Below are 26,902 nucleotides of genomic sequence, written 5' to 3' on the forward strand. Positions count from 1 at the left end.
TCAGCGTACGCTGCGGGCGTGGATCTCGACGCGTATCTGGCCGCTACCGCCGCCGACCGGACCAGGCTCGAGCAGCTGCTGGCCGAGCGACGGCTGAACGGCGCCCAGGCCGACGAGCTGGTCGAGCTCTATCAGCGGGTGAGCACCCAGCTCTCGGTCGTACGAAGCAACGCCCCCGACCCGACGGCCGTCCAGCATCTCTCGGTGCTGCTGGCCGCTGCCCGCAACCGCACCACCGGCACCCGCACGAGCACCTGGTCGGGTTTCCTGCGGTTCTTCACCCATCGGTTCCCGGCCGCGCTCTACCGGCTGCGCTGGTGGTGGCTGGGGATGATGGTGGCCAACGTCCTGGTCACCGCGGTCATGATCTGGTGGCTGCTGCGCCACCCGGAGGTCGAGCAGTCGTTGCTCGGCCCGGAGCAGGTCAAGCAGCTGGTCGAGCACGACATCGAGGGCTACTACAGCGAGCACGCGGCCTCGTCGTTCGCCACCCAGGTCTGGGTCAACAACGTCTGGGTCTCGTTCATCTGCATCGCCCTGGGTGTGCTCGGGCTGCCGGTGATCTACTCGATGTTCCAGAACATCTCCAACCTGGCGATCCTCGGCACCCTGATGCACCGCCACGACCGCGGTGGCCTCTTCTGGGGCCTGATCCTTCCTCACGGCCTGCTGGAGCTGACCGCCGTCTTCGTCGCCGGCGCCGTCGGCCTGCGGATCTTCTGGTCCTGGATCGACCCTGGCTCGCTGACCCGCGGGCAGTCGATGGCCCGTGAGGGCCGCACCGCCGCCGGCATCGCCCTCGGCCTCATCGTCGTGCTCCTGATCTCCGGCATCATCGAAGCCTTCGTCACCCCCTCGCCCCTACCCACCTGGGCCCGCGTCGGCATCGGCATCCTCGCCGAGCTCGCCTTCTTCGCGTACGTCTTCATCGTCGGCCGCGCCGCCGCCTCCCACGGCGAGACCGGCGACATCGACGACCGTCTGCTCGAGGACCGCGTCGCCACCCAGGCTTAGAGCTGGCCGGTGGCCTTGAGCTGCAGGTAGTGGTCGGCGAGAGCGGGCGGGAGGGACTCGGCGTCGGCGTCGACGATGTCGACGCCGAGAGCGCGGAGCATGGCGGCGGTGTGGTCGCGGCGGCGGAGGGTCTGCTCGGCGGCGGCCGCGGCGTAGACGTCCTCGAGGGTTTCGCGGGAGGCGGCGGTGGCCTCGAGTTCGGGGTCGCGGACGGAGGCGATGACGACACGGTGGTGCTGGGTCAGGACCGGAAGTACGGGGAGGAGCGACTCCTCGATCGCGTGCGGATCGAGGGGCGTGAGCAGCACCACGAGCGCGCGGTGGCGGCCGAGGCCGGCGACGGCGCCGGCGAGGTTGGACCAGTCGGCTTCGGCGATGACCGGCTCGAGGTCGGCCATCGTCTCCTGCAGCCGCTGGGTGACGTCGCGCTGGCCAGCGAGGCGGACCCGGGAGCGTACGCGCAGGTCGCCGGCGATGAAGTCGATCCGGTCGCCTGCCCGCGAGGCGATGGCGGCGAGCAGGAGCCCGGCATCCATCGCGGAGTCGAGCCGTGGCACCCCTCCGCCGGCGCCCTCGATCCGGCCGGCCGAGGTGCGGGAGGTGTCGAGCACCAGCACCACGCGCCGGTCCCGCTCCGGCTGCCAGGTGCGGACCACGACGGTGCGGGAGCGGGCGGTGGTGCGCCAGTCGATGGAGCGTACGTCGTCGCCGCGGACGTACTCCCGCAGCGAGTCGAACTCCGTCCCCTGCCCGCGCACCCGGACCGCGGCCCGGCCGTCGAGCTCGCGCAGACGCTGAAGCCGCGAGGGCAGGTGCTTGCGCGACTCGAAGGCGGGCAGCACCCGCACCGAGCCCTCCACCGGGATCGTGCGCTGCCGGGCGCCCAGACCCAAGGGCCCGTACGCCCTCACCGTCACGCCCAACGCCCGCAGATCTCCGCGGCGCCTCGGCTGCAGCGGCGTACGCAGCCGGGTGCTGTCGCCGCGACCGAGGCGGATCCGATGCCGGTTGTGACCGGCGCCGGCGGTGGGCTGCCAGGCATCGCGCACCAGCGCCCGGAAGCCGCGGGCGGGGGAGCGGACCATCAGCTCTGACGTCGTCGACTCGCCCAGCCTGATCCCGCCGAGCGGAACCCTGCTGATCTCCAGGGTCGTCGGCTTGGGCGCCAGGAACACATCGAGGAGCGCAAGCACCACCACGAGCAGGATCCATACCGCCGCCGTGCTCGCGGCCGGGCGTAGCACGACAGGGACGATGCCGGCCAGCATGAGCAGTGGGACGCGCCAGGTGATCGCCATCAGCGCGGCCTCGAGCCGACGCCATCGCTGACGTCTCGATCTGCAGAACTGACATCTCGATCTGCAGAACTGACGTCTCGGCCTGCAGTAGTGACGTCTCGGCTGGGGGTGGTCATCGGGGGACGGGGACGGCGCCGATGGCGGAGGAGAGGACCTGGGAGACCTGGACACCCTCTAGCTCGGCCTCGGGGCGCAGGGCCAGGCGGTGGGCGAGGGTGGCGTGGGCGAGCGACTTCACGTCGTCGGGAGTCACGAAGTCGCGGCCGGCGAGCCAGGCCCAGGCACGCGCCGAGCGGAGCAGCGCGGTGGCGCCTCGCGGGGACACCCCGGCCGACAGCGACGGGGACTCGCGAGTCGCCCGGGCGATGTCGACGATGTAGCCGGTGACCTCGGGGGAGACCTGGACCGTCGAGACGTGCTGCCGGGCGGCCTCGATGTCGGCGCCCGAGGCGACCGCGGTGACCCCGGCACCGGCGACGTCGCGCGGGTCGAAGCCGGAGGCGTGGCGGTTGAGGATCTGCACCTCGTCGGAGCGCGACGGCACCGGGAGGACGACCTTCAGCAGGAACCGGTCCAGCTGGGCCTCGGGGAGCGGGTAGACGCCCTCGTACTCGATCGGGTTCTGGGTCGCGGCCACCAGGAACGGGCGCGGCAATGGGCGGGTGACCCCGTCGACCGAGACCTGACCCTCCTCCATCGCCTCGAGCAGCGCCGACTGTGTCTTCGGAGGGGTGCGGTTGATCTCGTCGGCGAGGAGAAGGTTGGTGAAGACCGGCCCCTCCCGGAAGGTGAGCTCGCCGTGGGAGGACTCGACCACCATCGACCCGGTGATGTCACCGGGCATCAGGTCGGGGGTGAACTGCACCCGGCGGGTCTCCACCGAGAGTGCCGCCGACAGCGACCGGACCAGCAGGGTCTTGGCGGTGCCGGGTACGCCCTCCATGAGCACGTGGCCGCCGCACACCAGCGCGACCAGCAGCCCGGAGACCGCGGCATCCTGCCCGACGACCGCCTTGGCGACCTCGGCCCGGACCGCGGTGAGCCGCTCCCGTGCGCCGTCGGGCGACACGTTGGCGATGGTCTCGGATTGGGTCATGGGTGTCGTACCTCTTCCTCAAGGGCAGCCAGCGCGTTGGCCAGCGTGATCAGGTCTTGGTCGTTCTCGATCGGGGCATCGGTGAGCAGCGCGGAGACCTCGAGATCGGGTCGTCCGGTGCGCTGGATGACGGCGCGTACGACGGCCTCCGGGGTGGCATCGCGCCCCAGCCGCAGTCTCCGGGCGAGGCGGGTGCGGGCGGCGTGCCGCAGCGTCGTCGCGGCATGCGTGCGGTCTCCGGAACGGCGGTAGAGCCGGCCCAGGCTGCGCGTCGTCTCCCCGGCTCGGACATGGACCGGCAGCGGCTCGACCGCCAGCGGACCCAGCCGCCGGCCGCGGGCGATGGCGAATGCGATGACGGCGAGCAGCAGGAGCCACAGGGCCGGCTTGATCCAGCGCGGCAGCAACGAGCTGGGGGAGTGGGCCTCGTCGGGCGCGAGGTCCTCGAAGGAGGGGACGTACCAGACCAGGTGGTCGTTCTCGCCCAGCAGCCGCAGCGCCACCGCCGCGTTGTCCGCCCGCAGGATCTGGTCGTTGGTCAGCACCTGCGGCGCACCCCAGACGGTGAGCCCCTCCGCGGGCGCCAGCACCGCGCCGCCCTCGTGCGGGAAGCAGGAGCCGGTGTCGTACGCGGTGACCGCATCGGCCTGGATGCTGAGCCCTTCCCAGCGTGGGTCGTCGCAGCCCGCCTCGACCTTCTCGGGCGTCTGGGCGACCGCGTAGGGGATGCCGAGCATCGCCGACACGTACGGGGCGGGCTCGGCCAGGATCAGCGCGGCGGCATCGTCGGTGCGCTCGCGCAGCCGGGAGGCGGTGTCCTCGCCGAGCGCGTCGGTGCCGGTCACGAAGACCGTCGTGTCCCGCCCGATCTCGGTGCTCTCCAGGCGCTTCGACGAGCGGACGATTTCGACCTCGACCCCGTGGTCCTCGAGCACCTGGACCAGCGCCCGGGTGCCGTCGGGGTCGGGGCTCTCGGGGTCGTAGGCGGCAAAGGACTCCCCGCCCTTCGGCGTCGCGACGTAGGCCAGCACGACCGCGATCATGAAGGCCAGCGCGACGATCAGGAGCGGTCGGTTCCGTCGGAACCAGCCCAATCGTCCGACGGTCGAGCCCGCCGGGGCCGGGGCCTGCGTGCTCATCGCGCCACCGCCAGCTCCTGCTCGAGAGCGAGTACGCCCTCGGCCTGCTCGCGCGTGGCGGGATGGTCGCCGTAGAGCACCTCGTTGAACAGCTCCGCGGCCTGCCCGGCGCGGCCCTCGAGCGACATCTCCCGCTCCAGGCTCGCGGCGACCTCGGCGGCGGTCAGCCCAGGATCCTCCGCGAGCCGGCCACGCTCGACCTGTCGTCTGGCCAGGGCCCGGAACCCGTCGATCACCGCAGCGCCGTGATCCCCCGAGGCGTACGCAGCCTCGGCCCGCGCCCGGAGCGCGGCCGCGGAGAGCGACTCGTCGGTGAGGACGTCCCCGTTGCGGTCGCGGGCGACCCGGGGGCTGCGCCGGGCCCGCGAGACCAGCAGGCCGATCCCGACCAGGAGCGCGGCGAAGACGACCATCGCGGCGACGGTCTGGGCCCAGGGCACGTCGCCGATCGACGGCAGGCCGTCGGACAGGGTGCGCTCGATCCAGCGCAGGATCCGCTCGATGAGGTCGAGGTCGTGGTATTCCGGCCCGGCCAGCTCGCGCCGAAGCCAGGAGCGACCCTCCTCGGGCGTCGGCGTCAGAGGAGGGGTCCGTTGGAGGAGGATCATCTGCTCAGCAGCCCGGCCTGCTCCATCAGCTCGACCTCGTAGGACTCCTTGCGGATGCGCTGGTCGAGATACTGCAGGTTGGTCACCGCACCGCTGAACGGGGTCACGATCGCAGCGGAGACCACGGTGGAGACGGCGCTGCCAGCGATCGTCGCGAGGAAGTAGAGGTCCGGCTGGACGATGCCCACGACGCTGGCGACCAGGCTGATCGGGAAGGCGATGATCTGGGAGGCGAAGCCGACGATGATGCCGGCCAGCAGCCAGATCCCGAAGAGCCGCCAGAACTGTCTCGCCGACAGCTGCCAGGCCCGCCCGATGGCGCCGAAGACACCGGTGCGCTCGAGCATCAGTGCCGGCACCGCGAGCAGGTAGAGCCGCACCGCCATGAAGAGGGTGGCCACGATCAACAGCAGGAACATCAGGACGCCGACCAGGATGGCCGGGACGGGGCTGTCGACGACGAGCGCGAGCACCACCACGGGAGTCGCCGCGATCGCCAGGACCAGGGTGAAGACCACCCCGCTCAGTAGCGCCAGCCCGATCAGCCGCCAGCGCTTGCCGTGGGTCGCCGCCCACGCCTGGCCGAGAGTGAGCTTGCGGCCGATCGCGGCGGCATGGGCGACGTGGGAGATCATCCCGGCCACCAGGATCGCGCCGATCGCCTGCAGGACCGAGCCGAGGAAGAAGGAGCCGAAGGCCACCAGCATGCCGATGATCTCGGAGCCGCCGGGCGAGTAATCGGGGTCCTCGATGCTGGTCCCGAACCACTCCAGGCTGTCGCCCGTGAAGGTCATCGCCGCGGTCACGCCCAGCGGGATGGCCATCGCGACCGCCGCCACGAGGACCGAGGCGCCGACCGTGGCGCCGGGGTTGAAGCGTACGAGCCGGAAGGCGCCGTCGAGCATGTCGCCGAGGCCCAGCGGGCGCAGCGGGATCGCTCCCGGCTTGTGGGCCGGTGGCAGCGGCTGGGCCCACGCCGGTTGCACCGGTTGGGCCTGCACCGGCTGGGAGTGCACCGGCTGGCCCGGCGGGGGTGGGGTCGACGGGTTCGCCGCGCCCTGTTGAGGTTGCTCACCCGGTGGGGGTGGCCACACTCCTGACATCTGGATGCTCCTCGTCGCGACGACCGGCGAACTCGCTCGGTTGGGGGCATCCTCTCAGAGCGACCCAGACGACACCGTTGATTTGGAGCCACCTGCGTACGCGTGACAAGATTCTCTGGTTGCTCCAGTGAACGTTCGCTGGGGTGCGCACACCTTGACTACTGAATCGCGTCACCTGAGCAGGCTGATCAGCCTGTCCGGATGTGGTCTGTGGTCGCCGTGTGCCCATCCCGAAGGCGTGGTTCCAGTGAAGCTGATGGTGAAAGTCCCGTCGAGAACTCGGCGTTCGCTTGTGGAAAATAAGCGACACGCCCGACCGCGGGGGTCGGAGCCAGAGGTGAGCAACCGGGCCGACTCAGCCGGAGGAAGCCTGTAGCACGCGGCACGCTGACCAAGAAGGACGAGAGAGACAGATGGCGGGACAGAAGATCCGCATCAGGCTCAAGGCCTATGACCACGAGGTGATCGACACCTCGGCGCGAAAGATCGTGGACACGGTCACCCGTACGGGTGCCAAGGTCGCCGGCCCGGTGCCGCTGCCGACCGAGAAGAACGTGTACTGCGTCATCCGCTCGCCCCACAAGTACAAGGACTCGCGCGAGCACTTCGAGATGCGCACCCACAAGCGCCTCATCGACATCATCGACCCGACCCCGAAGACTGTTGACTCCCTCATGCGGCTCGACCTGCCTGCTGGTGTCGACATCGAGATCAAGCTCTGAGGTTGACGACATGACGATCGAACGCAACGTGAAGGGTCTCCTGGGCACCAAGCTCGGCATGACCCAGCTGTGGGACGAGAACAACGTCGTCGTCCCCGTGACCGTCATCGCGGCGAACACCAACGTCGTGACCCAGGTCCGCACCCCCGAGGCTGACGGCTACAACGCCGTGCAGATCGGCTACGGCGAGATCGACGGCCGCAAGGTGAACAAGCCGGGCGCCGGCCAGTTCGAGAAGGCCGGCACCACGCCGCGCCGCCACCTGGCCGAGATCCGCACCGCCGACGCCGCGTCGTACTCCGCCGGCCAGGAGCTCCCCGTCGACACCTTCGCCATCGGCGAGGAGATCGACGTGACGGGCACCTCGAAGGGCAAGGGTTTCGCTGGTGTCATGAAGCGTCACGGCTTCCACGGTGTCGGTGCCTCCCACGGTGCTCACCGCAACCACCGCAAGCCGGGATCGATCGGCGCTTGCGCCACCCCGGGTCGCGTCTTCAAGGGCGTCCGCATGGCCGGTCACATGGGTACTGACACCGTCACCACCCAGAACCTGACCGTGCACGCCGTCGACACCGAGAAGGGCCTCATCCTGGTCAAGGGCGCCATTCCTGGCCCCAAGGGTGGCCTCGTGGTCCTCCGCTCGGCTGCTAAGAAGCTGGAGGCCTGATCATGGCTATCAAGACTGTCAAGGTCGACTTCCCGGCTGAGATCTTCGATGTTGAGGTCAACATCCCGCTGATCCACCAGGTCGTCGTCGCGCAGCAGGCCGCTGCGCGCCAGGGCACGCACTCCACCAAGACCCGCGGCGAGGTCCGCGGCGGTGGACGCAAGCCCTACAAGCAGAAGGGCACCGGTCGCGCCCGCCAGGGTTCGACCCGCGCGCCGCAGTTCGCCGGTGGTGGCACCGTCCACGGCCCGCAGCCGCGTGACTACAGCCAGCGCACCCCCAAGAAGATGAAGGCTGCCGCCCTCCGCGGTGCCCTCTCCGACCGGGCTCGTGCCGGCCAGATCCACGTGGCCGAGTTCACCCTCGAGGCGCCCTCGACCAAGACCGCGCTGACCGCCCTCAAGGCGATCTCGGACGTCAAGCGTTACCTCGTCGTCCTGGACCGCTCCGAGTCCGTCGCCGCACTGAGCCTGCGCAACGCCCCTGAGGTGCACCTGCTCTGGGCCGACCAGCTCAACACCTACGACGTCCTCGTCTCCGACGACGTTGTCTTCTCCAAGCCGGCCTTCGAGGTCTTCATCTCGGGCAAGCCGGTCGTCGCCGCCAAGGAGACCGTCACCATCGGTGAGGTCGAGAAGGACGCGATCAAGGAGGCTGCTGTCGAGCCCGCCAAGGAGATCGACCTCCCCGAGGGCGCTGTCGCGCCGCTCGAGGACGGCTCGGCTCCCGAGGGCTTCGACATCAAGGGCAACGTCAAGGGCAAGGACAAGAAGTTCCACGCCCCGGGCGGCCGTTGGTACGAGTCCACCAAGGCGGAGTTCTACTTCAAGTCCGCCGAGGACGCTATCGCGGCTGGTTTCGTTGAGGCCGGCAAGAAGAAGGAGGCCGACAAGTGAGCACGCTGCACTACGACCCCCGCGACATCCTGATCGCGCCGGTGGTCTCCGAGAAGAGCTACGGCCTCCTCGACCAGAACAAGTACACCTTCATCGTTCGCCCCGACGCGAACAAGACCGAGATCAAGATCGCGGTCGAGAAGGTGTTCGACGTCAAGGTGACCTCGGTCAACACGATCAACCGCAAGGGCAAGGCCCGTCGTACGCGTTACGGCCTGGGCAAGCGCCCCGACACCAAGCGCGCGATCGTCTCCCTGGCTGAGGGCGACCGCATCGACATCTTCGGCGCGTGAGAAGGACTGACTGAACATGGCTATTCGTAAGTACAAGCCGACCACCCCGGGCCGTCGTGGCTCGTCGGTGGCCGACTTCGCCGAGATCACTCGGACCACGCCGGAGAAGTCGCTGACGGTGCCCCTTCCCAAGAAGGGCGGCCGCAACAACCAGGGCCGTATCACCACCCGCCACAAGGGTGGTGGCCACAAGCGGGCCTACCGGATCATCGACTTCCGTCGCTACGACAAGGACGGCGTGCCGGCCAAGGTCGCTCACATCGAGTACGACCCGAACCGCACCGCCCGTATCGCCCTGCTGCACTACTTCGACGGCGAGAAGCGCTACATCCTCGCGCCCGTCGGCGTGAGCCAGGGCACCGTCGTGGAGTCCGGTCCCACCGCCGACATCAAGCCCGGCAACAACCTCCCGCTGCGCAACATCCCGGTTGGTACCACCATCCACGCTGTTGAGCTGCGTCCGGGTGGCGGCGCGAAGATCGCCCGCTCCGCCGGCATGAGCGCCCAGCTGGTCGCTCGTGAGGGCTCCAAGGCCACGCTGCGTATGCCTTCGGGTGAGATGCGCTTCGTCGACGTGCGCTGCCGCGCCACCGTCGGTGAGGTCGGCAACGCCGAGCAGTCCAACATCAACTGGGGTAAGGCCGGCCGTATGCGGTGGAAGGGCGTTCGCCCGACCGTCCGCGGTGTCGTCATGAACCCGGTCGACCACCCGCACGGTGGTGGTGAGGGTAAGACCTCTGGTGGCCGTCACCCGGTCAGCCCCTGGGGTAAGCCCGAGGGCCGTACGCGTAAGCGCAAGGCCTCTGACTCGCAGATCATCCGCCGCCGTAAGAGCGGGAAGGGTAGGAAGTAAGCAATGCCTCGCAGCCTGAAGAAGGGCCCCTTCATCGACGACCACCTTCAGAAGAAGGTGGACGCCGAGAACGAGAAGGGCACCCACAACGTGATCAAGACCTGGTCGCGCCGCTCGATGATCGTGCCCGAGATGATCGGTCACACCATCGCGGTGCACGACGGTCGCAAGCACGTCCCGGTCTTCGTGTCCGACTCGATGGTCGGTCACAAGCTGGGCGAGTTCGCCCCGACCCGCACGTTCAAGGGTCACATCAAGGACGACCGGAAGGGACGCCGTCGATGACCACCACCGAACGGCAGCGCATCAGCGCCCGCCGCGACTCCCTGCTCGGCGACCAGCCGGGTGCCTTCGCGAGTGCCCGCTTCGTGCGGATCACCCCGCTGAAGGCACGCCGCGTCGTCGACCTGGTCCGCGGCCTGCCCGTCGACGAGGCTCTGTCCCTGCTGCAGTTCGCGCCGCAGGCAGCCTCCGAGACTGTTTACAAGGTTCTCGAGAGCGCCATCGCCAACGCGGTGTCGACCGAGGGTCTGGACCGTGACGACCTCGTCGTCTCGGTCGCCATGGTCGACGAAGGTCCGACCATGAAGCGCTGGCGCCCCCGCGCCCAGGGTCGTGCGACCCGCATCAACAAGCGGACCTCGCACATCACCCTGGTCGTGCAGCCGGCCGACGTCGTCGAGAAGGGCGGTAAGAAGTAATGGGTCAGAAGATCAACCCGAACGGCTTCCGCCTGGGCATCTCGACCGACCACAAGTCGCGTTGGTACGCCGACAAGCAGTACAAGGAGTACGTCGGCGAGGACGTCAAGATCCGCAAGCTGCTCAGCAAGGGCATGGAGCGGGCCGGCATCGCCAAGGTCGAGATCGAGCGCACCCGTGACCGCGTCCGTGTGGACATCCACACCGCGCGTCCCGGCATCGTCATCGGTCGCCGCGGCGCCGAGGCCGACCGCCTCCGCACCGAGCTGGAGAAGCTCACCGGCAAGCAGGTTCAGCTGAACATCCTCGAGGTTAAGAACCCCGAGGTCGACGCTCAGCTGGTCGCCCAGGGTGTTGCCGAGCAGCTCAGCGGTCGCGTGCAGTTCCGTCGCGCGATGCGTAAGGCCATGCAGACCACCATGCGCTCCGGTGCCAAGGGCATCCGGATCCAGTGCTCGGGTCGTCTGAACGGCGCCGAGATGTCGCGTACCGAGTTCTACCGCGAGGGTCGCGTGCCGCTGCACACCCTTCGCGCGGACATCGACTACGGCTTCTACGAGGCCCGCACGACCTTCGGCCGCATCGGCGTGAAGGTCTGGATCTACAAGGGTGAGGTCTCCGGCTCGCGTGCCGAGCGTCAGGCCGCCCAGGCCGCCCGTGCGGGCGTCCCGGGTCGCGGTGGCGAGCGCGGCGGCCGTGGTGGCCGTGGCGGCGACCGTCCGTCGCGTGGCTCCCGTGGTGACCGCCCGAACCGCGCTGACCGCGCGGCGAAGACTGAGGCGCCGGCTGCCGCTGAGGCTCCCGCCGCCGAGACCACGACCCAGGAGGGCTGACCCATGCTGATGCCCCGTCGAGTCAAGCACCGCAAGCAGCACCACCCGAAGCGCACAGGCGTGGCCAAGGGTGGCACGAAGCTTGCGTTTGGTGAGTACGGCATCCAGGCGATCGAGGGTCACTACGTGACCAACCGCCAGATCGAGGCAGCGCGTATCGCGATGACTCGTCACATCAAGCGAGGCGGCAAGGTGTGGATCAACATCTACCCCGACGTCCCGCTGACCAAGAAGCCGGCCGAGACCCGCATGGGTTCCGGTAAGGGTTCGCCCGAGTGGTGGGTTGCCAACGTCAAGCCGGGCCGCGTGATGTTCGAGCTCTCCGGTGTCGACGAGACCACGGCCCGCGAGGCGATGCGCCGCGCGATCCACAAGCTGCCCATGAAGTGCCGTTTCATCACGCGAGAGGCTGGTGAGTTCTGATGGCTAACTCCCTGCAGACGTTCGAGCTGGACGAGCTCACCGACGTCGACCTCGAGGCGAAGCTGCGCGAGGCGAAGGAGGAGCTGTTCAACCTCCGGTTCCAGGCGGCCACCGGCCAGCTGGAGAGCCACGGTCGGCTCCGCACCGTCAAGAAGGACATCGCCCGGATCTACACCGTGGTGCGTGAGCGCGAGCTCGGCATCCGCGTGGCCCCGGGTGCCGAGACCACTGAGGAGGCCTGAGATGGCTGAGACCACCACTGAGGGCACCGAGCGCAACACGCGCAAGGTGCGCGAGGGCCTCGTCGTCAGCGACAAGATGGACAAGACCATCGTCGTCGAGGTCGAGGACCGCGTGAAGCACCCGCTCTACGGCAAGGTCATGCGCCGTAGCAGCAAGCTCAAGGCTCACGACGAGCAGAACACCGCCGGCATCGGCGACCGCGTCCTGGTCATGGAGACCCGGCCGCTGTCCGCCACCAAGCGGTGGCGCCTCGTCGAGGTCGTCGAGCGCGCCAAGTGATCCTCGTCTCGTAAGAGACGGATCCGGCTGGCGACAAACGTCGCCAAATTGACCAAAGGGCGCAGGTCCAGCGACCATTGTTCGCTGGGCCTGTGCCCATCAAATCCCATTACGTTCGGCAAGGCTCGACCGCCCTGGATGCGGTTGAGAACCAGCTCGACAAGGAGAAGTAATGATCCAGCAGGAGTCGCGACTCAAGGTCGCCGACAACACTGGTGCGAAGGAGATCCTTTGCATTCGTGTGCTCGGTGGTTCCGGTCGTCGCTACGCCGGCATCGGCGACACCATCGTCGCCACCGTCAAGGACGCTATCCCCGGTGGCAACGTGAAGAAGGGTGACGTCGTCAAGGCCGTCATCGTGCGCACCGTCAAGGAGCGCCGCCGCGCTGACGGCTCGTACATCCGCTTCGACGAGAACGCCGCCGTCATTCTCAAGAACGACGGCGAGCCGCGAGGCACCCGCATCTTCGGCCCGGTCGGCCGCGAGCTGCGCGACAAGAAGTTCATGAAGATCATCTCGCTTGCGCCGGAGGTGCTGTGATGGGTCGCTCGCACATCAAGAAGGGCGACACCGTCAAGGTGATCGCTGGTAAGGACAAGGGCGGCTCCGGCAAGGTGATCGCTGTCCTCACCCAGGAGGACCGTGTGATCGTCGAGGGCATCAACCTCGTCAAGAAGCACACCAAGGTCCAGGACCAGGGCGGCCGCGCCGGCACCACCGGCGGCATCGTGAACACCGAGGCCCCGATCCACGTTTCCAACGTCCAGCTGCTCGAGGGTGGCGAGCCGGTTCGCGTCGGCTACCGCCGTGAGACGGTCCAGAAGCGTCGCCCCGACGGGTCGACGTACGCCGCCGAGCGCAGCGTTCGCATCTCGCGCAAGACCGGTAAGGACATCTGATCATGACCGACACCGCTGTGGCCCCGCGCCTCAAGACGAAGTACCGCGAGGAGATCGCCCCGGCCCTGCAGGCCGAGTTCGAGATCCCGAATGTCATGCAGATCCCCGGTCTGACCAAGATCGTCGTCAACATGGGTGTGGGCGAGGCTGCTCGCGACTCCAAGCTGATCGAGGGCGCTGTCAACGACCTGACCGCGATCACCGGCCAGAAGCCGCTGATCAACAAGGCGAAGAAGTCCATCGCGCAGTTCAAGCTGCGTGAGGGCATGCCGATCGGTGCGCACGTCACGCTGCGCGGCGACCGCATGTGGGAGTTCCTCGACCGTCTGCTCTCGCTCGCGCTGCCCCGCATCAGGGACTTCCGCGGTCTCAACGGCAAGCAGTTCGACGGCAACGGCAACTACACCTTCGGTCTCACCGAGCAGGTCATGTTCCACGAGATCAACCAGGACAAGATCGACCGCTCGCGGGGCATGGACATCACCCTCGTGACGACTGCCACCAACGACGACCAGGGTCGCGCGCTGCTCAAGGCGCTCGGCTTCCCGTTCAAGGAGAACTGAGATGGCGAAGACCGCTCTCAAGGTGAAGGCCGCCCGCAAGCCGAAGTTTGCGGTTCGCGGTTACACCCGCTGCCAGCGCTGCGGCCGCCCGAAGGCCGTGTTCCGCAAGTTCGGCCTGTGCCGTATCTGCCTGCGCGAGATGGCCCACCGGGGCGAGCTGCCCGGCGTCACCAAGTCCTCCTGGTGAGCGATCACCGTTCCAACCACTGACGTTGAAGGTCCTCATGACTTTGTGTCGTGAGGAAACCACTACGAGAAAGGGCCGTTCGGCCAATGACGATGACTGACCCGATCGCAGACATGCTCACTCGTCTGCGTAACGCCAACCAGGCGTACCACGATGCGGTTTCGATGCCGTACAGCAAGCTGAAGCAGGGCGTCGCTGAGATCCTCCAGCAGGAGGGCTACATCACCAAGTACGAGGTGCTGGAGCCCACCGAGGGCCAGGTCGGCAAGACCCTGTCGATCACCCTCAAGTACGGCCGCAACCGTGAGCGCTCGATTGCCGGCGTACGCCGCATCAGCAAGCCCGGTCTGCGTGTCTACGCGAAGCACACCGGTCTCCCGAAGGTGCTCGGCGGCCTCGGCGTCGCGATCATCTCGACGAGCCAGGGTCTGCTGACCGACCGCCAGGCGAACAAGAAGGGCGTAGGTGGGGAAGTCCTCGCCTACGTCTGGTAATCAGGGAAGGGAGAGTAGAGAAATGTCGCGTATTGGCAAGCTCCCCGTCCCGGTTCCGGCCGGCGTGGACGTCACCATCGACGGCCAGGTCGTGAGTGTCAAGGGTCCCAAGGGCTCCCTGGCGCACACCGTGGCCGAGCCGATCACCGTCGAGAAGGGCCAGGACGATGAGGGCCGTGGCGTCCTCGACGTCAAGCGCCCCGACGACAGCCGGGACAACAAGGCCCTCCACGGTCTGTCCCGCACGCTGATCAACAACATGGTCCTGGGTGTCACCGAGGGCTACGAGAAGAAGCTCGAGATCGTCGGCGTGGGTTACCGCGTGCTGTCGAAGGGCCCGACCAAGCTGGAGTTCCAGCTGGGTTACTCCCACTCGATCGTCTTCGACGCGCCCGAGGGCATCACCTTCACCACCGACGGTCCGACCAAGCTCGGTGTCGTCGGCATCGACAAGCAGCTCGTCGGTGAGGTTGCGGCCAACATTCGCAAGCTGCGCAAGCCGGAGCCCTACAAGGGCAAGGGCGTTCGTTACGCCGGCGAGAACATCCGCCGCAAGGTCGGAAAGGCTGGTAAGTGATGGCCATCTCGCTGTCGAACAACAAGCACACCGCTTCCCGTGTCCGCTCGCGCCTGCGTCGTCAGGCCCGCGGTCGCAAGAAGATCGAGGGTACGCCGGAGCGCCCGCGCCTCGTCGTGACCCGGTCGGCCAAGCACATCACCGCCCAGGTCGTCGACGACCTGGCCGGCAAGACGCTTGCCTCGGCTTCGACCATCGAGGGCGACCTGCGGTCGGCCTCCGGTGACAAGACCGCCAAGGCCAAGCAGGTCGGCGAGCTGGTTGCGTCGCGTGCCAAGGCCGCTGGGGTGGAGACCGTCGTCTTCGACCGTGCCGGCAACAAGTACCACGGCCGTGTCGCCGCGCTCGCCGATGGCGCGCGCGAGGCCGGTCTGACCTTCTGATCGCAACGATCGAACGAGAGAAGAGGAAAGTCTGATGAGCGGAGCCCAGCGCGGACAGCGTGGTGGCGAGCGCCGAGGTCGCGACGACCGTCGCAACCAGAGCGCCGACAAGACCGCCTACATCGAGAAGGTCGTCGCGATCAACCGAGTTGCCAAGGTCGTGAAGGGTGGTCGTCGCTTCAGCTTCACCGCCCTTGTGATCGTCGGTGACGGTGAAGGTCTGGTCGGCGTCGGCTACGGTAAGGCGAAGGAAGTTCCCGCGGCGATCGCCAAGGGTGTCGAGGAAGCGAAGAAGCACTTCTTCCGCGTTCCCCGCATCCAGGGCACGATCCCGCACCCGGTGCAGGGTGAGAAGGCCGCTGGTGTGGTCCTTCTTCGTCCGGCCGCCCCTGGTACCGGTGTCATCGCCGGTGGTCCGGTGCGCGCCGTCCTGGAGTGCGCCGGCATCCACGACGTGCTGAGCAAGTCGCTCGGTTCGTCCAACCAGATCAACATCGTCCACGCGACGGTGGAGGCCCTCAGGATGCTCGAGACGCCTGAGGCTGTCGCCGCCCGCCGTGGTCTCCCCGTTGAGGACGTCGCCCCCGACGCGCTGCTCAAGGCGCAGGCCGAGGCTACGGCTCCCGCTGTGGAGGTGTCGGCCTGATGGCGCAGCTGAAGGTCCAGCAGAAGAAGGGCCTCGTTGGTCTCAAGCAGAACCAGCGAGACACCCTGCGTACGCTCGGTCTCAAGCGGATCGGCGACGTGGTCGTCAAGGAGGACCGCCCGGAGATCCGCGGCATGGTCCAGACCGTCCGTCACCTGGTGACGGTCGAGGAGGTCGACTGATATGGCACTCAAGGTGCACAACCTGGCGCCGGCTCCCGGTGCCAAGAAGGCCAAGACCCGTGTGGGTCGTGGTGAGGCGTCCAAGGGTAAGACGGCCGGCCGTGGTACCAAGGGCACGAAGGCCCGTTACCAGGTCCCCGCTTACTTCGAGGGTGGCCAGACCCCGATGCACATGCGACTCCCCAAGCTGAAGGGTTTCAAGAACCCCTTCAAGGTGGAGTTCCAGGTCGTCAACCTCGACAAGCTCAACGAGCTTTTCCCCGAGGGTGGCGTCGTTACCCCCGAGACCCTGATCGAGAAGGGTGCCGTCCGCAAGGGCCACCCGGTCAAGGTCCTGGGCCAGGGTGACCTGACCGTCAAGGTCGAGATCAGCGCCAACGCCTTCTCCGGCACTGCCAAGGAGAAGATCGAGGCCGCTGGCGGAACTGTCACGGTTCTCTGACAGTTCTACTAACGTAGAGCCTGTCACGTGGGAGCGCGGCCGGGTCGCCCCTTCGGGGTCCCGACCGCGCTCCCGCTGTTTCAGCCCTACGTGCAAGAACTGCCGTGGGGGCTGTTAGGCTGCCACGGGTTTTCGCATCGGCGCAGGCCCTGCGACCCCTGATTGTCGAAAGAGGAACCATTCGTGCTTGGCGCGTTCGCATCAGCGTTCCGTACTCCGGACCTGCGCAAGAAGCTGCTCTTCGTTCTCTTCATCGTCGTGATCTTCAGGGCTGGGTCCCAGATCCCGGCTCCTGGCGTTCACGTCGCGAACGTCCAGCAGTGTCTTGACGCGGCTCAGACCGGTGACAGCGCCGGCCTCTACAACCTGGTCAATCTCTTCTCCGGTGGCGCACTGCTGCAGTTGACGATCTTCGCGCTCGGCATCATGCCGTACATCACCGCGAGCATCATCCTGCAGCTTCTCGTCGTGGTGATCCCTCGCCTCGAGCGCCTCAAGAAGGAGGGCCAGGCGGGGCAGACGAAGATCACGCAGTACACCCGCTACCTGACCCTAGGCCTCGCGGTCCTGCAGGCCACCGGCATCGTCGCGCTGGCCCGTTCCGGCGACCTGCTCCAGGGCTGCACCCAGCCGCTGCTGCACGACGACGGCACCGCCACCTTCCTAGTCATGGTCATCACCATGACCGCCGGCACCGCGGTCATCATGTGGCTCGGTGAGCTCATCACCGAGCGCGGCATCGGCAACGGTATGTCGATCCTCATCTTCACCCAGGTCGTCGCCACCTTCCCGGCCACCATGTGGGCGGTCAAGAACGACAAGGGCTGGTGGACGTTCGCGATCGTGATCGTCATCGGTCTGGCGATCATGGCGGCGGTCATCTTCATCGAGCAGGCCCAGCGCCGGATCCCGGTCCAGTACGCGCGCCGCATGGTCGGTCGGAAGATGTTCGGCGGCTCCTCGACCTACATCCCGCTCAAGGTGAACCAGGCCGGTGTCATCCCGGTCATCTTCGCCTCGTCGCTGCTCTACCTGCCGGCGATGGCGGCGCAGTTCAACCAGAACGCGCAGAACCCGCCGGTGTGGGTCGACTGGATCAACAACTACTTCGTCCAGGGCGACCACCCGATCTACATGGCGACGTACTTCGCGCTGATCATCTTCTTCACCTACTTCTACGTGTCGATCACCTTCAACCCGCCGGAGGTCGCCGACAACATGAAGAAGTACGGCGGCTTCATTCCAGGAATTCGGGCCGGGAAGCCGACCGAGGACTACCTGTCCTACGTACTGTCCCGTATCACACTGCCGGGCTCGCTCTACCTCGGTCTGGTTGCGCTCATCCCGCTGATCGCGTTGGCGCTCATCGGCGCCAACCAGAACTTCCCGTTCGGCGGCACCTCGATCCTCATCATGGTCGGCGTCGCCCTCGACACGGTGAAGCAGATCGAGAGCCAGCTCCAGCAGCGCAACTATGAAGGGTTCCTCCGATGAGACTGATCATCATGGGCCCGCCGGGAGCCGGTAAGGGCACCCAGGCGAAGTTCATCGCCGAGCACTTCGAGATCCCGGCGATCTCGACCGGCGACATCTTCCGCGCCAACGTCTCCCAGGGCACGCCCCTGGGCGTCGAGGCAGCGTCCTACATGGACAAGGGAGAGTACGTCCCGGACTCGATCACGAACCTGATGGTCCGCAACCGCATCGATGAGCCCGACGCGGCCCAGGGATTCCTGCTCGACGGCTACCCGCGCACGCTCGCGCAGGTCGAGGAGCTCGACGGGATGATCAAGTACACCGGCCACGCGCTGGACGCGGTGGTCGTGCTGACGGTCGACAAGGACGAGATCGTGCAGCGGCTGCTGCAGCGTGCCGAGCTCGAGGGTCGCGCCGACGACACCGAGGACGTCATCCGCCGCCGCCAGGAGGTCTACCTCGAGGAGACCGCGCCGCTGATCGAGGTCTACAAGGGCCGCGGCCTGGTCCACGAGATCGACGGCATGGGTGATGTCGACGACGTCACCAAGCGGATCTTCGACGAGCTCGACATCGTCCCTGAGTCCTGAAACAAACATCTTGTACGCAACGGGGGAGCAGTGGGCTTCTTGAACAAGGTCCAGATCAAGACCCCTGAGCAGATCGAGAAGATGCGTAAGGCCGGCCTCGTGGTCGGCGAGACGCTCGAGGTGCTCCGGGCCGCCGCGCGGCCCGGAGTCACCCTTCTCGAGCTCGACGCCATCGCCGAGGACTCGATCCGGTCCCGGGGTGGCGTCCCGTCGTTCAAGGGCTACCACGGCTTCCCGGGCTCGATCTGTGCTTCGGTCGATGAGGTCGTGGTCCACGGCATCCCCGGCTCCCGGGTGCTCGCCGAGGGCGACATCATCTCGATCGACTGCGGCGCCATCGTCGATGGCTGGCACGGCGACGCCGCGATCACGGTGCCCATGGGCTCGGTGCCTGAGAAGGTCTCCGAGCTGATGCGCGTCACCGAGGAGTCCATGTGGCACGGCATCGCCGCTGCCCGCCTCGGCGGACGGGTCACCGACATCTCGCACGCCATCGAGACCTACGTCGACTCCCAGGGCGACTACGGCATCCTCGAGGACTTCAGCGGCCACGGCATCGGCACCGAGATGCACATGGAGCCGTCGGTGTTCAACTACGGCAAGCCCGGCAAGGGGCCGAAGCTGCAGCGCGGCATCGCGCTCGCCGTCGAGCCGATGCTCACCCTCGGTGGCCCCGAGGTCACCACCCTGGACGACGACTGGACCGTCGTGACCGACGACGGCTCTTGGGCGGCCCACTTCGAGCACACCTTCGCGCTCACCTCCGACGGCGTCTGGGTGCTCACCGCGCTCGACGGCGGCGAGGAGATGCTCGGCAAGCTCGGGGTGCCCTGGGGCGGTCACTGAGCCGCGCATGACCGAGATCGTGCGGTTCGCGGCAGTGGCCGAGATCGACGCCGATCTCGGGCTGCTTTCCACCGCGGAGCGGGCGCGTCACGAGCGGCTGGTCGCCGATGCCGACAAGCAGGCGTACGCCGCCGCGCACGTCCTCGTCCGCGAGTGCGCCGCTGAGCTGCTGGGCACTGCGCGCGAGGAGATCATGATCGAGCAGCGCTGCGCTCGCTGCGACAGCACCGAGCACGGAGCCCCGTCGGTGGCCGGTACGGCAGCGGTCCGGGTGAGCCTCAGCCACACCCGTGGCCAGGTCGCCGCGGTTGCGGCCGGTCGACGCTGCGGCATCGACGTGGAGAAGGTCTCGCGCGGGCCCGACCGGGCGCTCTCGCCGCGCGAGGCGGCCTGGGTGGCGGGGCAGGAGGACGCGGCGTACGCGTTCACGCGGTTGTGGGTGCGCAAGGAGGCGTTGGTCAAGGCCGGCCACGGAAGCATGGCTGCGGCGCAACGCCTCGACGTCCTCGCCGGCGACGTCCCGGCGGGCCAGGTAGGGGAGGTCCGGCTCACCCAGTGGGAGGGCTCCGGATTCCTCGGCGCGGTCGCGATCTGTGCCGACATGCGGACCGAAAACTGATAGGAAACTGAACGATTCCCGCTCATCGACGCGTCTGACTAGCGGATATGCGACATCACCTATCAGTTGACAGAGAAAGGGACCTCGGCATCTCGCGTGAGGCCCCCGACTGTGAGTAACTTGGTCAGCCCGCGGGGACAGAGAGAGCCCCGTACTCGGGAGGAAGAACCGGATGAGTACGCAGTTGCGACCACCAACGGCGGCGCGACCCAATCCATCAGCGCGGACGCGGAGCGCGATCATCGACCGCCTCAGTCCTGAGGACATCGACATGTTCTGGGACCAGATCGCCACCTCGCTCCCGCTTGTCGAGGAGACGGGCACCGGCGCGGCGGACCATGAGGTGATCGTCACCTTCTGCTGGCGCGATGACGAGGCCGAGGAGGTGCTCCTCTTCGCCAACCGGCTGACCGACGAGCGTCATCTCGCCGAGACGATGCTCGAGCGGAAGGCAGGCACCGACCTGTGGCACGCCTCGTTCCTGATGAAGGGCGACTGGCGGGCCTCGTACTCCTTCCTGTGCAAGCACCCCGGCGAGCCGGCTCCGTGGGAGAGCGAGGGTCAGGTCGAACTGCGTGCCGTGCTGCAACGCGGCTACCTCGACCCGCTCAACCCGGACTGGTGCCACAACCGGCAGGGCGTCAAGCAGTCGGTCGTCTCCCTGCCCGATGCTCCGCTGCAGCCGTGGCTGTTCCGCCGCGACGACGTCGTCGCCGGCACGGTGACGCTGGAAGTGGGCCCCGACGGCCGCGACGTCTGGCTCTACGACCCCGCCGGTGCCGGTCTCAACGTCGACCTGCCGCTCGTGGTCGCCCTCGACGGTGAGATCTGGACCGACCACCACTCGCTGCCGACCACGCTCGACAACCTGATCGCCGACGGCCACCTGCGCCACGTACGCTGCGTCCTGCCCGCCTCCGGCGGCCGCGACAAGCGGTGGGAGGAGCTCGCCGGCGGCGAGGGTGCCGACTACATCGTCAACCAGCTGCTGCCGTGGGTGCGCGAGCGTCGCGCGGTCTCCGAGGAGACGTACGTCGTGGGTCAGAGCCTCGGCGGCGTCACCGCGCTGCGTGCCGGCCTGACCTATCCCGAGCACATCCACGGGGTCGCCAGCCAGTCGGCCTCGCTGTGGCTCGACGACCTCGCGGACGCCGTCACGGCGGAGGCGAAGACGCGCGTGCACCTGGCGCACGGCACCCAGGAGTGGGTCCTCGACGAGCTCCACCACGACCTCGTCGACCGTCTCCGTGCCGCCGGAATCGACGTCACGTCCGCCGAGCACAACGGTGGCCACGACTACGCCTGGTGGCGCTCGGCCGTCGCCGACGGCCTGCGCGCGCTGCTGCCGCCGGAATAAGCGACGCCCCGGGGCGGGTTGAGACTTCACGTGAAGCTGAGCGTTCTCGACCTCGTCCCGGTCCGCAAGGACCAGTCCTCCGCAGATGCCCTGGCCGCGACACTGTCGTTGGCGAAGGTGGCCGACGAGCTCGGGTACGAGCGCTACTGGCTCGCCGAGCACCACAACATGCCGGCGGTCGGGTCGACCAACCCGCCGGTGCTGATCTCACTGGTGGCCGGCGCGACCGAGCGGATCCGGGTCGGGTCCGGGGGAGTGATGCTGCCCAACCACGCACCACTGGTCGTGGCGGAGCAGTTCTCGCTGCTCGAGGCGGCGTTCCCGGGACGCATCGACCTCGGAATCGGCCGCGCGCCGGGGACCGACCCGGTGACCTCCTGGGCGCTGCGTCACGGTGCGGGTGGCGTGAGCGACGACGCGGTCAACCGCTTCCCGGAGTACCTCGACAACATCGTCGCGATGATGGCGCCGGAGGGCGTCGGGCTGATGGCCGGCGGCCGCCAGCACGTCCTGCACGCGACCCCGTCGGCCGCGTCGGTCGCCGAGCTCTGGCTGCTTGGCTCCTCCGACTACTCCGCGCGTCTGGCCGCCGAGAAGGGCCTGCCCTACGTCTTCGCCCACCACTTCGCGGGCAACGGCACCGACACCAAGGCGATGATCGAGCTCTACCGCTCGACCTTCCAGCCCTCCGAGCTCCTCAGCGAGCCGAAGACCTTCCTGACCGTCAACGCGAGCGTGGCCGAGACCTCCGAGGAGGCCGACCGCCGAGCGCTGCCCCAGCTGCTGACCATGCTGAAGCTGCGCACCGGCCAGCCGCTGACCGCGCAGCCCAGCATCGACGAGGCCGAGAAGACGGAGATCCCCGAAGCCCACCAGGGGCTGGTCGACACGATGCGTGCCCGTTGGATCATCGGCTCCGCGGCGTACGCGAAGGCCCGCCTGGCCGGGATGGCCGAGGAGTACGGCGTGGACGAGGTCATGGTGAACCCGGTCGGATCGGCGTACGAGGGCACGGACCCGCGCACCTCGCCGGCTCGTGAGGAGACGCTGCGCCTGCTGGCCAACTGAGTTGGGCGGCCGCGTAGGATCGGGCCACCTCGTCGCGAGGTGACGGCGCGCCTGAGCCACTTGGGACGAGGGACCTAGGACACTGTCTGCTTCTGGGCGCGTAACTCTGCGCTCGCGCACCGGTTGTGCCAGTCTGATCACCGCTCTGTTTCCTTCTCCACATTTGAAAGTGCCGCCTCATGACACGCTGGAGCCTGCGCTGGTTGAAGCGCCGGGGGCCCCAGACTGCGACGCTCGCTGAGCAGTCAGATCCGGGTCTTGCTCGCTCATTCCCTCCGACCGGGGGTCAGGCCGCGCCCTTTCCACCGGTGCCACAGAACCCCGCCATGCCACAGATCTCCTCCACGCCACCACCCCTACAGGTGGAAGAGGACGAGGCCTGGCCCGAGATCATGGAGCAGTTCGGGCTCCACCTGATCAGCCTGGCCGAGCAGATGCGGATCTCGCTCGACGGCCTCGAGGCCGATGAGGACGACCCCGACCGGCTGAAGCAGCTCTATGAGGTCGACCACGCCGTCACCCGCATGCGGCGCGCGAGCCGCGACATGCGTACGCTCGCCGGCCGTGCCGAGGACGAGATGGGCGGCATCGACACCTCGCTGCTGGACATCATCCGGATGGCGCTGTCGGGCATCGAGCGCTACAACCAGGTCACGATCGGCCGGGTGAGCGACCTCGCCGTCATCGGCTACGCCGCCGACGATGTCTCCTGCCTGATCGCCGCGCTGCTGGACAACGCGACCAAGTACTCCCCGGGTGCGGTGACGGTCAACGTCCACCTGGCCGACGCCGGCGACGTGCTGTTCCGCATCGAGGACACCGGGATCGGCATCCCGGAGCGGTCGGTGGGCCGCCTCAACGCGCTGCTGGCTGGTCCGATCGTGGAGCTGGTCAGCAAGTCCGGGAGCCACACCGGGTTCCCGGTGGTGCACCGGATCGCCCGCAAGTACGACATCGACGTACGCCTCGCCACCCGACCGGCGCCCGGCAACGGGATGATCGCGATGGTGACGGTGCCGGCCCAGCTCCTGTGCGAGGTGCCGGTCACCCCGCTCGAGCCGGCCGAGCTGCCGAGGGCCTCGAGCGCGAGCAGCGTCGCGGTCCTGCCGCCCGCCCCACGGCGGCGGGGACCCCAGTCGGTGCCACAGTCCGTGCCGCAGCCGGCCGCCCAGCCCGTGCGGCGCGAGATGCGACCGTCCTTGCTCGAGCCGTTGCGCCGGCCGACGCCGTCGGCCGAACAGGTTGCGCCACAGACCGGGCAACAGCCCGTGGTGCAACAGCCTGTGCAGCAGCCGGCGGCGCAGTTCGCGCCGCCGCCCACCGAGCAGCCGTCGCCGGATATCTCCGCCGACACCATGAAGACGCCGCTCCCGCTTCCCGCTGAGACGGATGGGACGGATGAGACGAACGAGGCCTCCGTGCCCGCTGAGCAGAGCAGCCCAGTAGAGTCGGGCGCGCTCCCGCGCCGGGAGCCGGTCAGCCTGCGCAGCAAGCAGACCGTGCCCGAAGCAGCCGTTGGACCGCAGACCGAAGAGTCCTCGCCCGAGGACCAGTCGGCGGCCCGGCACTCCTTCGCCGACGATCTCGACGCGTTCTCCCTTGGTAGCTAAGACCCAGCAGTGAAAGGAACCCTTTCGTAATGGAAAGCCCGGTCGTCCCCCGCGACCCCAAGGAATTCAGCTGGCTGATCGACAACTTCGCCAGCTCCACCCCCGGTGTGACCCATGCGCTCATCGTCTCCTCCGACGGACTCCCGCTGATCGGTGCCGGCGGCATGTCCGCCAACGTCGCCGACCCGCTCGCCGCGATGACGGCCGGTGTGATCAGTCTCGGCAACAACATCGCGCGCGAGGTGGGCGAGCCCGGCTGCGACCAGGTGATGCTGAAGTTCCACACCGGACACTTCCTCTTCATGGGTATCGGTGACCTCGCGGGCTTCGCCGTCCTCGTCGGTGCCGGTGCCAACCTGGGCGTCGTCGCCCACAAGATGGCCCAGATGGTCGACGCCGTCGGCCACGTACTCACCCCCCAGATGCGCGACGAGCTGCGCCAGATGACGGTCAGCTCGATGGCGGGAGAGCGCGCGTGAGTTCCAACCCGTGGGTGCGTCCTTACGTACTGACGGGAGGCCGTACCAAGACCAACCACCAGCTGTACGTGCACACGCTGGTCTCGGCGGCGCACTTCGACGCGCGCGCGGCCGCCAAGCTGACCCCCGAGTCGCGCCGGCTCTACGACCGCGTACGCCTCGGGCCACAGTCGGTCGCGGAGCTGTCGGCACACTGCGGGATCTCGCTCGGGGTGACGCGCGTGCTGCTCGAGGATCTTGCCTCGACCGAGCACCTGCAGATCAATGAGGGGGCTTACGACTCCCCGTTCGACCACCGTCTGTTGAAGAGAGTTATCGATGGCCTTTCCGAGCTCGGCTGACCGCCCGGCACTGACCGTCACCTCTGCAAAGCTCGTGATCGCGGGCGGGTTCGGCGTCGGGAAGTCGACCCTGGTCGCCTCGGTCTCAGAGATCCCGCCGGTCAACACCGAGGCGTGGATGACGCAGGCCGGTGAGTCGGTGGACCCGCTCTCGGACTCGAGTGCCAAGACGACCACCACGGTCGCGATGGACTTCGGCCGGGTCACCCTCGCCCCCGACCTGCTGCTCTACCTGTTCGGCACCCCGGGCCAGCCCCGGTTCTGGCCGATGTGGGACGACCTGTGCCGCGGTGCCAGCGGTGCCGTCGTACTCGTCGACACCCGCCAGCTCGACGCGTCCTTCCCGGCGGTCAACTACTTCGAGAACGACACCGACGTCCCGTTCATCGTGGCGGTCAACCTGTTCGACGGGAAGCTGACCCACTCCCTGGAGAAGGTGCGCGACGCGCTCTGCCTCGACGAGCGGACGCCACTGGTGACCGTGGACGCCCGCGACCGCAGGTCGACGGCCAAGACGTTGGTCGCCTGCCTGTCGCACACGATGAAAACCACCCCCACACGCGCCTGAGCCCGGAGGCGTCCCAACTCCGAAGGAGTTTCATTGCGCAAGATCCTGATCGTCGGCGCCGGACAGGCGGGCATGCAGCTCGCTCTCAGCCTCCAGGCCGAGGGCTACGAGGTGACGGTCATGTCCGCGCGTACGCCCGATGAGCTGCGCGACGGCTGGCCGACGTCGACGCAGGTCATGTTCGACCCCGCGCTGCAGTACGAGCGCGTCTACGACCTCAACCTGTGGGAGGACGAGGCGCCCCGCATCCCCGCGGTCGGGATCTCGGTCAGCCCGGAACCCGGGGTCCGGGCGCTCAAGTTCGACGGGCCCTGGGAGCCGTACGCCATGTCCGTCGACCAGCGCCTGAAGATGTCCTCCTGGCTGGAGCTGTTCGAGGATCGGGGCGGCCGGATCATCTACCACCCGGTGATGACCTCCGACCTGGCCGGCCTGGCCTCGATGTACGAGCTGACCCTGATCGCGGCCGGCAAGGGCGAGATCGTCGAGCTGTTCGACCGCGACCCGGTCCGCTCCAAGTACGACACCCCCGGCCGCGCGCTCTCGGCGATCTACCTCCACGGCATGGTCGAGCCCGACGACTTCCCCGCCGGGAGCATGCGGATCAACGTCGCGCCCGGGGTGGGGGAGCTGTTCGTGATCAGCGCCCTGACCCAGTTCGGGCCGAGCCGGGTCGCGTTCGTCGAGGCGATCCCCGACGGTCCCTTCGACTGCTTCTGGGACCGCCCTCGCCCCGACGAGCACCTGCGCCGGCTGCAGCACGTGATGCTGGAGCACATGCCGTGGGAGGGCGAGCTGATGCTGGACTGCGAGCCCACCGACGCCCGCGCCTCGCTCTCGGGCGCCTTCACCGGCACGATCCGCAAGCCGTACGCCGAGGTCGCGGACGGCACGTTCGTCTTCGGCATGGGCGACGTCGTCGTGGTCAACGACCCGATCGCGGGGCAGGGCTCCAACAATGCCGCCCACTGCGCCGGGATCTACACCCAGGCGATCCTGGAGCGCGGCGACCGGCCGTTCGACCCCGAATGGATGCAGGCGACCTTCGAGACCTTCTGGGAGACCCGTGCCCAGCACTCGACCGGTCTGACCGACGCGCTGCTCAACCCGCTTCCCGACCACGTGCAGCAGGTGCTCGGTGCGGCCACGCAGCACCAGGCGGTGGCGGACCGGTTCACCCGGCTGTTCCCGCACCCCGAGGACCTCGGACCGTTCCTCGGCGACCCGGAGACAGCGCTCGCGTACGTCTCGGAGGTCGCTCAGGCGGACGCGGCCACCCGGGCTTGACGATTAGGGCATTGCTGTTCTAGAGGTCTAGTCTTGGTAGTCGGTCCAACGTGGGTCTGTCTCGTCGTGCCTCGCGGCTGCCCGGTCGGCGCGCTTCTGTGCGCTCGCGGGTGAGACAT

Annotated in this window: 38 protein-coding genes; 33 read left to right on the forward strand and 5 right to left on the reverse strand. The window is 68.1% G+C overall.

The window, feature by feature from the left end; genetic code table 11:
• The first annotated feature begins 18 nt into the window (after positions 1-18).
• The gene (locus ACFX43_RS05095) at positions 19-1,014 is read left to right on the forward strand and encodes a stage II sporulation protein M (protein ID WP_378817814.1); all 996 of its coding nucleotides are present in this window, start codon (positions 19-21) and stop codon (positions 1,012-1,014) included.
• Here ACFX43_RS05095 and ACFX43_RS05100 read toward each other — a convergent pair.
• The 5 genes from ACFX43_RS05100 to ACFX43_RS05120 all read right to left on the reverse strand — a co-directional run bounded on the left by ACFX43_RS05100 (position 1,011) and on the right by ACFX43_RS05120 (position 6,258).
• A complete protein-coding gene (locus tag ACFX43_RS05100) occupies positions 1,011-2,312 on the reverse strand; it encodes a DUF58 domain-containing protein (protein WP_378817817.1) in 1,302 nt (433 codons plus the stop codon). The genes ACFX43_RS05095 and ACFX43_RS05100 overlap by 4 nt on opposite strands.
• 112 nt (positions 2,313-2,424) lie before the next feature.
• Entirely contained in the window at positions 2,425-3,408 is a 984-nt protein-coding gene (locus ACFX43_RS05105; RefSeq protein ID WP_350660676.1) for a MoxR family ATPase, read from the reverse strand.
• A complete protein-coding gene (locus ACFX43_RS05110) occupies positions 3,405-4,547 on the reverse strand; it encodes a DUF4350 domain-containing protein (RefSeq protein ID WP_378817819.1) in 1,143 nt (380 codons plus the stop codon). The genes ACFX43_RS05105 and ACFX43_RS05110 overlap by 4 nt, the downstream gene beginning before the upstream one ends.
• Positions 4,544-5,155 carry a DUF4129 domain-containing protein gene (locus ACFX43_RS05115; RefSeq protein WP_378817821.1) on the reverse strand — a complete coding sequence of 204 codons (612 nt, stop codon included), beginning with the start codon at positions 5,153-5,155 and terminating at the stop codon, positions 4,544-4,546. The genes ACFX43_RS05110 and ACFX43_RS05115 overlap by 4 nt, the downstream gene beginning before the upstream one ends.
• Entirely contained in the window at positions 5,152-6,258 is a 1,107-nt protein-coding gene (locus ACFX43_RS05120) for a hypothetical protein (RefSeq protein ID WP_378817824.1), read from the reverse strand. The genes ACFX43_RS05115 and ACFX43_RS05120 overlap by 4 nt, the downstream gene beginning before the upstream one ends.
• A gap of 413 nt (positions 6,259-6,671) precedes the next feature.
• Between ACFX43_RS05120 and rpsJ the strand changes: the two genes are divergently transcribed.
• The 32 genes from rpsJ to ACFX43_RS05280 all read left to right on the forward strand — a co-directional run bounded on the left by rpsJ (position 6,672) and on the right by ACFX43_RS05280 (position 26,783).
• Entirely contained in the window at positions 6,672-6,980 is a 309-nt protein-coding gene (rpsJ, locus tag ACFX43_RS05125) for a 30S ribosomal protein S10 (protein WP_008360994.1), read from the forward strand.
• 10 nt (positions 6,981-6,990) lie between these two features.
• Positions 6,991-7,647 (forward strand): 50S ribosomal protein L3, encoded by a 657-nt coding sequence (gene rplC / locus ACFX43_RS05130; RefSeq protein WP_378817826.1) that lies wholly within the window; start codon positions 6,991-6,993, stop codon positions 7,645-7,647.
• A 2-nt stretch (positions 7,648-7,649) separates the two neighbouring features.
• Positions 7,650-8,543 (forward strand): 50S ribosomal protein L4, encoded by an 894-nt coding sequence (gene rplD / locus ACFX43_RS05135; protein ID WP_160027006.1) that lies wholly within the window; start codon positions 7,650-7,652, stop codon positions 8,541-8,543.
• The gene (gene rplW / locus ACFX43_RS05140; protein ID WP_008360999.1) at positions 8,540-8,836 is read left to right on the forward strand and encodes a 50S ribosomal protein L23; all 297 of its coding nucleotides are present in this window, start codon (positions 8,540-8,542) and stop codon (positions 8,834-8,836) included. Before rplD ends, rplW begins: the two co-directional genes overlap by 4 nt.
• A 16-nt stretch (positions 8,837-8,852) precedes the next feature.
• On the forward strand, positions 8,853-9,689 hold the full coding sequence (gene rplB / locus ACFX43_RS05145; protein WP_160027008.1) for a 50S ribosomal protein L2: 837 nt from the start codon (positions 8,853-8,855) through the stop codon (positions 9,687-9,689).
• A 3-nt stretch (positions 9,690-9,692) separates the two neighbouring features.
• Positions 9,693-9,974: a 30S ribosomal protein S19 gene (gene rpsS, locus ACFX43_RS05150; protein WP_008361004.1), complete on the forward strand. Its 282-nt coding sequence runs from the start codon at positions 9,693-9,695 to the stop codon at positions 9,972-9,974.
• Positions 9,971-10,390 (forward strand): 50S ribosomal protein L22, encoded by a 420-nt coding sequence (gene rplV / locus ACFX43_RS05155; protein ID WP_091052384.1) that lies wholly within the window; start codon positions 9,971-9,973, stop codon positions 10,388-10,390. The genes rpsS and rplV overlap by 4 nt, the downstream gene beginning before the upstream one ends.
• Complete coding sequence (rpsC, locus tag ACFX43_RS05160; protein WP_350660660.1) at positions 10,390-11,223, forward strand: 30S ribosomal protein S3; 834 nt, start codon at positions 10,390-10,392, stop codon at positions 11,221-11,223. Before rplV ends, rpsC begins: the two co-directional genes overlap by 1 nt.
• Positions 11,224-11,226: 3 nt before the next feature.
• Positions 11,227-11,646: a 50S ribosomal protein L16 gene (gene rplP, locus ACFX43_RS05165; RefSeq protein ID WP_141806215.1), complete on the forward strand. Its 420-nt coding sequence runs from the start codon at positions 11,227-11,229 to the stop codon at positions 11,644-11,646.
• Positions 11,646-11,888 carry a 50S ribosomal protein L29 gene (rpmC, locus tag ACFX43_RS05170; protein WP_378817829.1) on the forward strand — a complete coding sequence of 81 codons (243 nt, stop codon included), beginning with the start codon at positions 11,646-11,648 and terminating at the stop codon, positions 11,886-11,888. The genes rplP and rpmC overlap by 1 nt, the downstream gene beginning before the upstream one ends.
• Before the next feature lies 1 nt (position 11,889).
• Entirely contained in the window at positions 11,890-12,168 is a 279-nt protein-coding gene (gene rpsQ / locus ACFX43_RS05175) for a 30S ribosomal protein S17 (RefSeq protein ID WP_357335433.1), read from the forward strand.
• Between the two features lie 172 nt (positions 12,169-12,340).
• Positions 12,341-12,709, forward strand: coding sequence for a 50S ribosomal protein L14 (rplN, locus tag ACFX43_RS05180; protein WP_008361015.1), 369 nt, complete (start codon positions 12,341-12,343; stop codon positions 12,707-12,709).
• A complete protein-coding gene (gene rplX / locus ACFX43_RS05185) occupies positions 12,709-13,068 on the forward strand; it encodes a 50S ribosomal protein L24 (protein ID WP_091052390.1) in 360 nt (119 codons plus the stop codon). Before rplN ends, rplX begins: the two co-directional genes overlap by 1 nt.
• Positions 13,069-13,070: 2 nt before the next feature.
• Positions 13,071-13,631, forward strand: coding sequence for a 50S ribosomal protein L5 (rplE, locus tag ACFX43_RS05190; protein WP_091052391.1), 561 nt, complete (start codon positions 13,071-13,073; stop codon positions 13,629-13,631).
• Between the two features lies 1 nt (position 13,632).
• The gene (locus tag ACFX43_RS05195; RefSeq protein ID WP_017932844.1) at positions 13,633-13,818 is read left to right on the forward strand and encodes a type Z 30S ribosomal protein S14; all 186 of its coding nucleotides are present in this window, start codon (positions 13,633-13,635) and stop codon (positions 13,816-13,818) included.
• A gap of 86 nt (positions 13,819-13,904) precedes the next feature.
• Positions 13,905-14,312 carry a 30S ribosomal protein S8 gene (gene rpsH / locus ACFX43_RS05200; RefSeq protein ID WP_040755997.1) on the forward strand — a complete coding sequence of 136 codons (408 nt, stop codon included), beginning with the start codon at positions 13,905-13,907 and terminating at the stop codon, positions 14,310-14,312.
• A gap of 22 nt (positions 14,313-14,334) precedes the next feature.
• Positions 14,335-14,889, forward strand: a complete 555-nt coding sequence (gene rplF / locus ACFX43_RS05205; RefSeq protein WP_378817831.1) for a 50S ribosomal protein L6 — start codon at positions 14,335-14,337, stop codon at positions 14,887-14,889.
• Positions 14,889-15,272: a 50S ribosomal protein L18 gene (gene rplR / locus ACFX43_RS05210; RefSeq protein ID WP_008361025.1), complete on the forward strand. Its 384-nt coding sequence runs from the start codon at positions 14,889-14,891 to the stop codon at positions 15,270-15,272. Before rplF ends, rplR begins: the two co-directional genes overlap by 1 nt.
• Positions 15,273-15,306: 34 nt before the next feature.
• Positions 15,307-15,918 (forward strand): 30S ribosomal protein S5, encoded by a 612-nt coding sequence (gene rpsE, locus ACFX43_RS05215; RefSeq protein ID WP_160027014.1) that lies wholly within the window; start codon positions 15,307-15,309, stop codon positions 15,916-15,918.
• Positions 15,918-16,100, forward strand: coding sequence for a 50S ribosomal protein L30 (gene rpmD / locus ACFX43_RS05220; protein WP_008361029.1), 183 nt, complete (start codon positions 15,918-15,920; stop codon positions 16,098-16,100). Before rpsE ends, rpmD begins: the two co-directional genes overlap by 1 nt.
• 1 nt (position 16,101) lies before the next feature.
• Positions 16,102-16,542: a 50S ribosomal protein L15 gene (rplO, locus tag ACFX43_RS05225; protein ID WP_091052397.1), complete on the forward strand. Its 441-nt coding sequence runs from the start codon at positions 16,102-16,104 to the stop codon at positions 16,540-16,542.
• Positions 16,543-16,725: 183 nt separating this feature from the next.
• Positions 16,726-18,036: a preprotein translocase subunit SecY gene (gene secY / locus ACFX43_RS05230; RefSeq protein ID WP_378817834.1), complete on the forward strand. Its 1,311-nt coding sequence runs from the start codon at positions 16,726-16,728 to the stop codon at positions 18,034-18,036.
• Entirely contained in the window at positions 18,033-18,608 is a 576-nt protein-coding gene (locus ACFX43_RS05235) for an adenylate kinase (RefSeq protein WP_378817835.1), read from the forward strand. The genes secY and ACFX43_RS05235 overlap by 4 nt, the downstream gene beginning before the upstream one ends.
• 30 nt (positions 18,609-18,638) lie before the next feature.
• The gene (map, locus tag ACFX43_RS05240; RefSeq protein ID WP_378817838.1) at positions 18,639-19,454 is read left to right on the forward strand and encodes a type I methionyl aminopeptidase; all 816 of its coding nucleotides are present in this window, start codon (positions 18,639-18,641) and stop codon (positions 19,452-19,454) included.
• Between the two features lie 7 nt (positions 19,455-19,461).
• Positions 19,462-20,073 (forward strand): 4'-phosphopantetheinyl transferase family protein, encoded by a 612-nt coding sequence (locus ACFX43_RS05245; RefSeq protein ID WP_378817840.1) that lies wholly within the window; start codon positions 19,462-19,464, stop codon positions 20,071-20,073.
• Positions 20,074-20,245: 172 nt separating this feature from the next.
• Entirely contained in the window at positions 20,246-21,430 is a 1,185-nt protein-coding gene (locus ACFX43_RS05250; RefSeq protein WP_378817842.1) for an enterochelin esterase domain-containing protein, read from the forward strand.
• A 30-nt stretch (positions 21,431-21,460) separates the two neighbouring features.
• Positions 21,461-22,498, forward strand: a complete 1,038-nt coding sequence (locus ACFX43_RS05255; protein ID WP_378817845.1) for an LLM class flavin-dependent oxidoreductase — start codon at positions 21,461-21,463, stop codon at positions 22,496-22,498.
• Positions 22,499-22,824: 326 nt separating this feature from the next.
• Complete coding sequence (locus tag ACFX43_RS05260) at positions 22,825-24,108, forward strand: ATP-binding protein (RefSeq protein WP_378817848.1); 1,284 nt, start codon at positions 22,825-22,827, stop codon at positions 24,106-24,108.
• Between the two features lie 29 nt (positions 24,109-24,137).
• The gene (locus ACFX43_RS05265) at positions 24,138-24,587 is read left to right on the forward strand and encodes a roadblock/LC7 domain-containing protein (protein WP_091052410.1); all 450 of its coding nucleotides are present in this window, start codon (positions 24,138-24,140) and stop codon (positions 24,585-24,587) included.
• Positions 24,584-24,928, forward strand: a complete 345-nt coding sequence (locus ACFX43_RS05270; protein ID WP_160027031.1) for a DUF742 domain-containing protein — start codon at positions 24,584-24,586, stop codon at positions 24,926-24,928. Before ACFX43_RS05265 ends, ACFX43_RS05270 begins: the two co-directional genes overlap by 4 nt.
• Before the next feature lie 34 nt (positions 24,929-24,962).
• Complete coding sequence (locus ACFX43_RS05275) at positions 24,963-25,496, forward strand: ATP/GTP-binding protein (RefSeq protein ID WP_378817884.1); 534 nt, start codon at positions 24,963-24,965, stop codon at positions 25,494-25,496.
• A 33-nt stretch (positions 25,497-25,529) separates the two neighbouring features.
• Positions 25,530-26,783, forward strand: coding sequence for a styrene monooxygenase/indole monooxygenase family protein (locus ACFX43_RS05280; RefSeq protein ID WP_378817851.1), 1,254 nt, complete (start codon positions 25,530-25,532; stop codon positions 26,781-26,783).
• The last annotated feature ends 119 nt before the right edge of the window (positions 26,784-26,902 follow it).

This window comes from Nocardioides sp. YIM B13467 (assembly GCF_042788075.1).
GTDB lineage: Bacteria > Actinomycetota > Actinomycetes > Propionibacteriales > Nocardioidaceae > Nocardioides.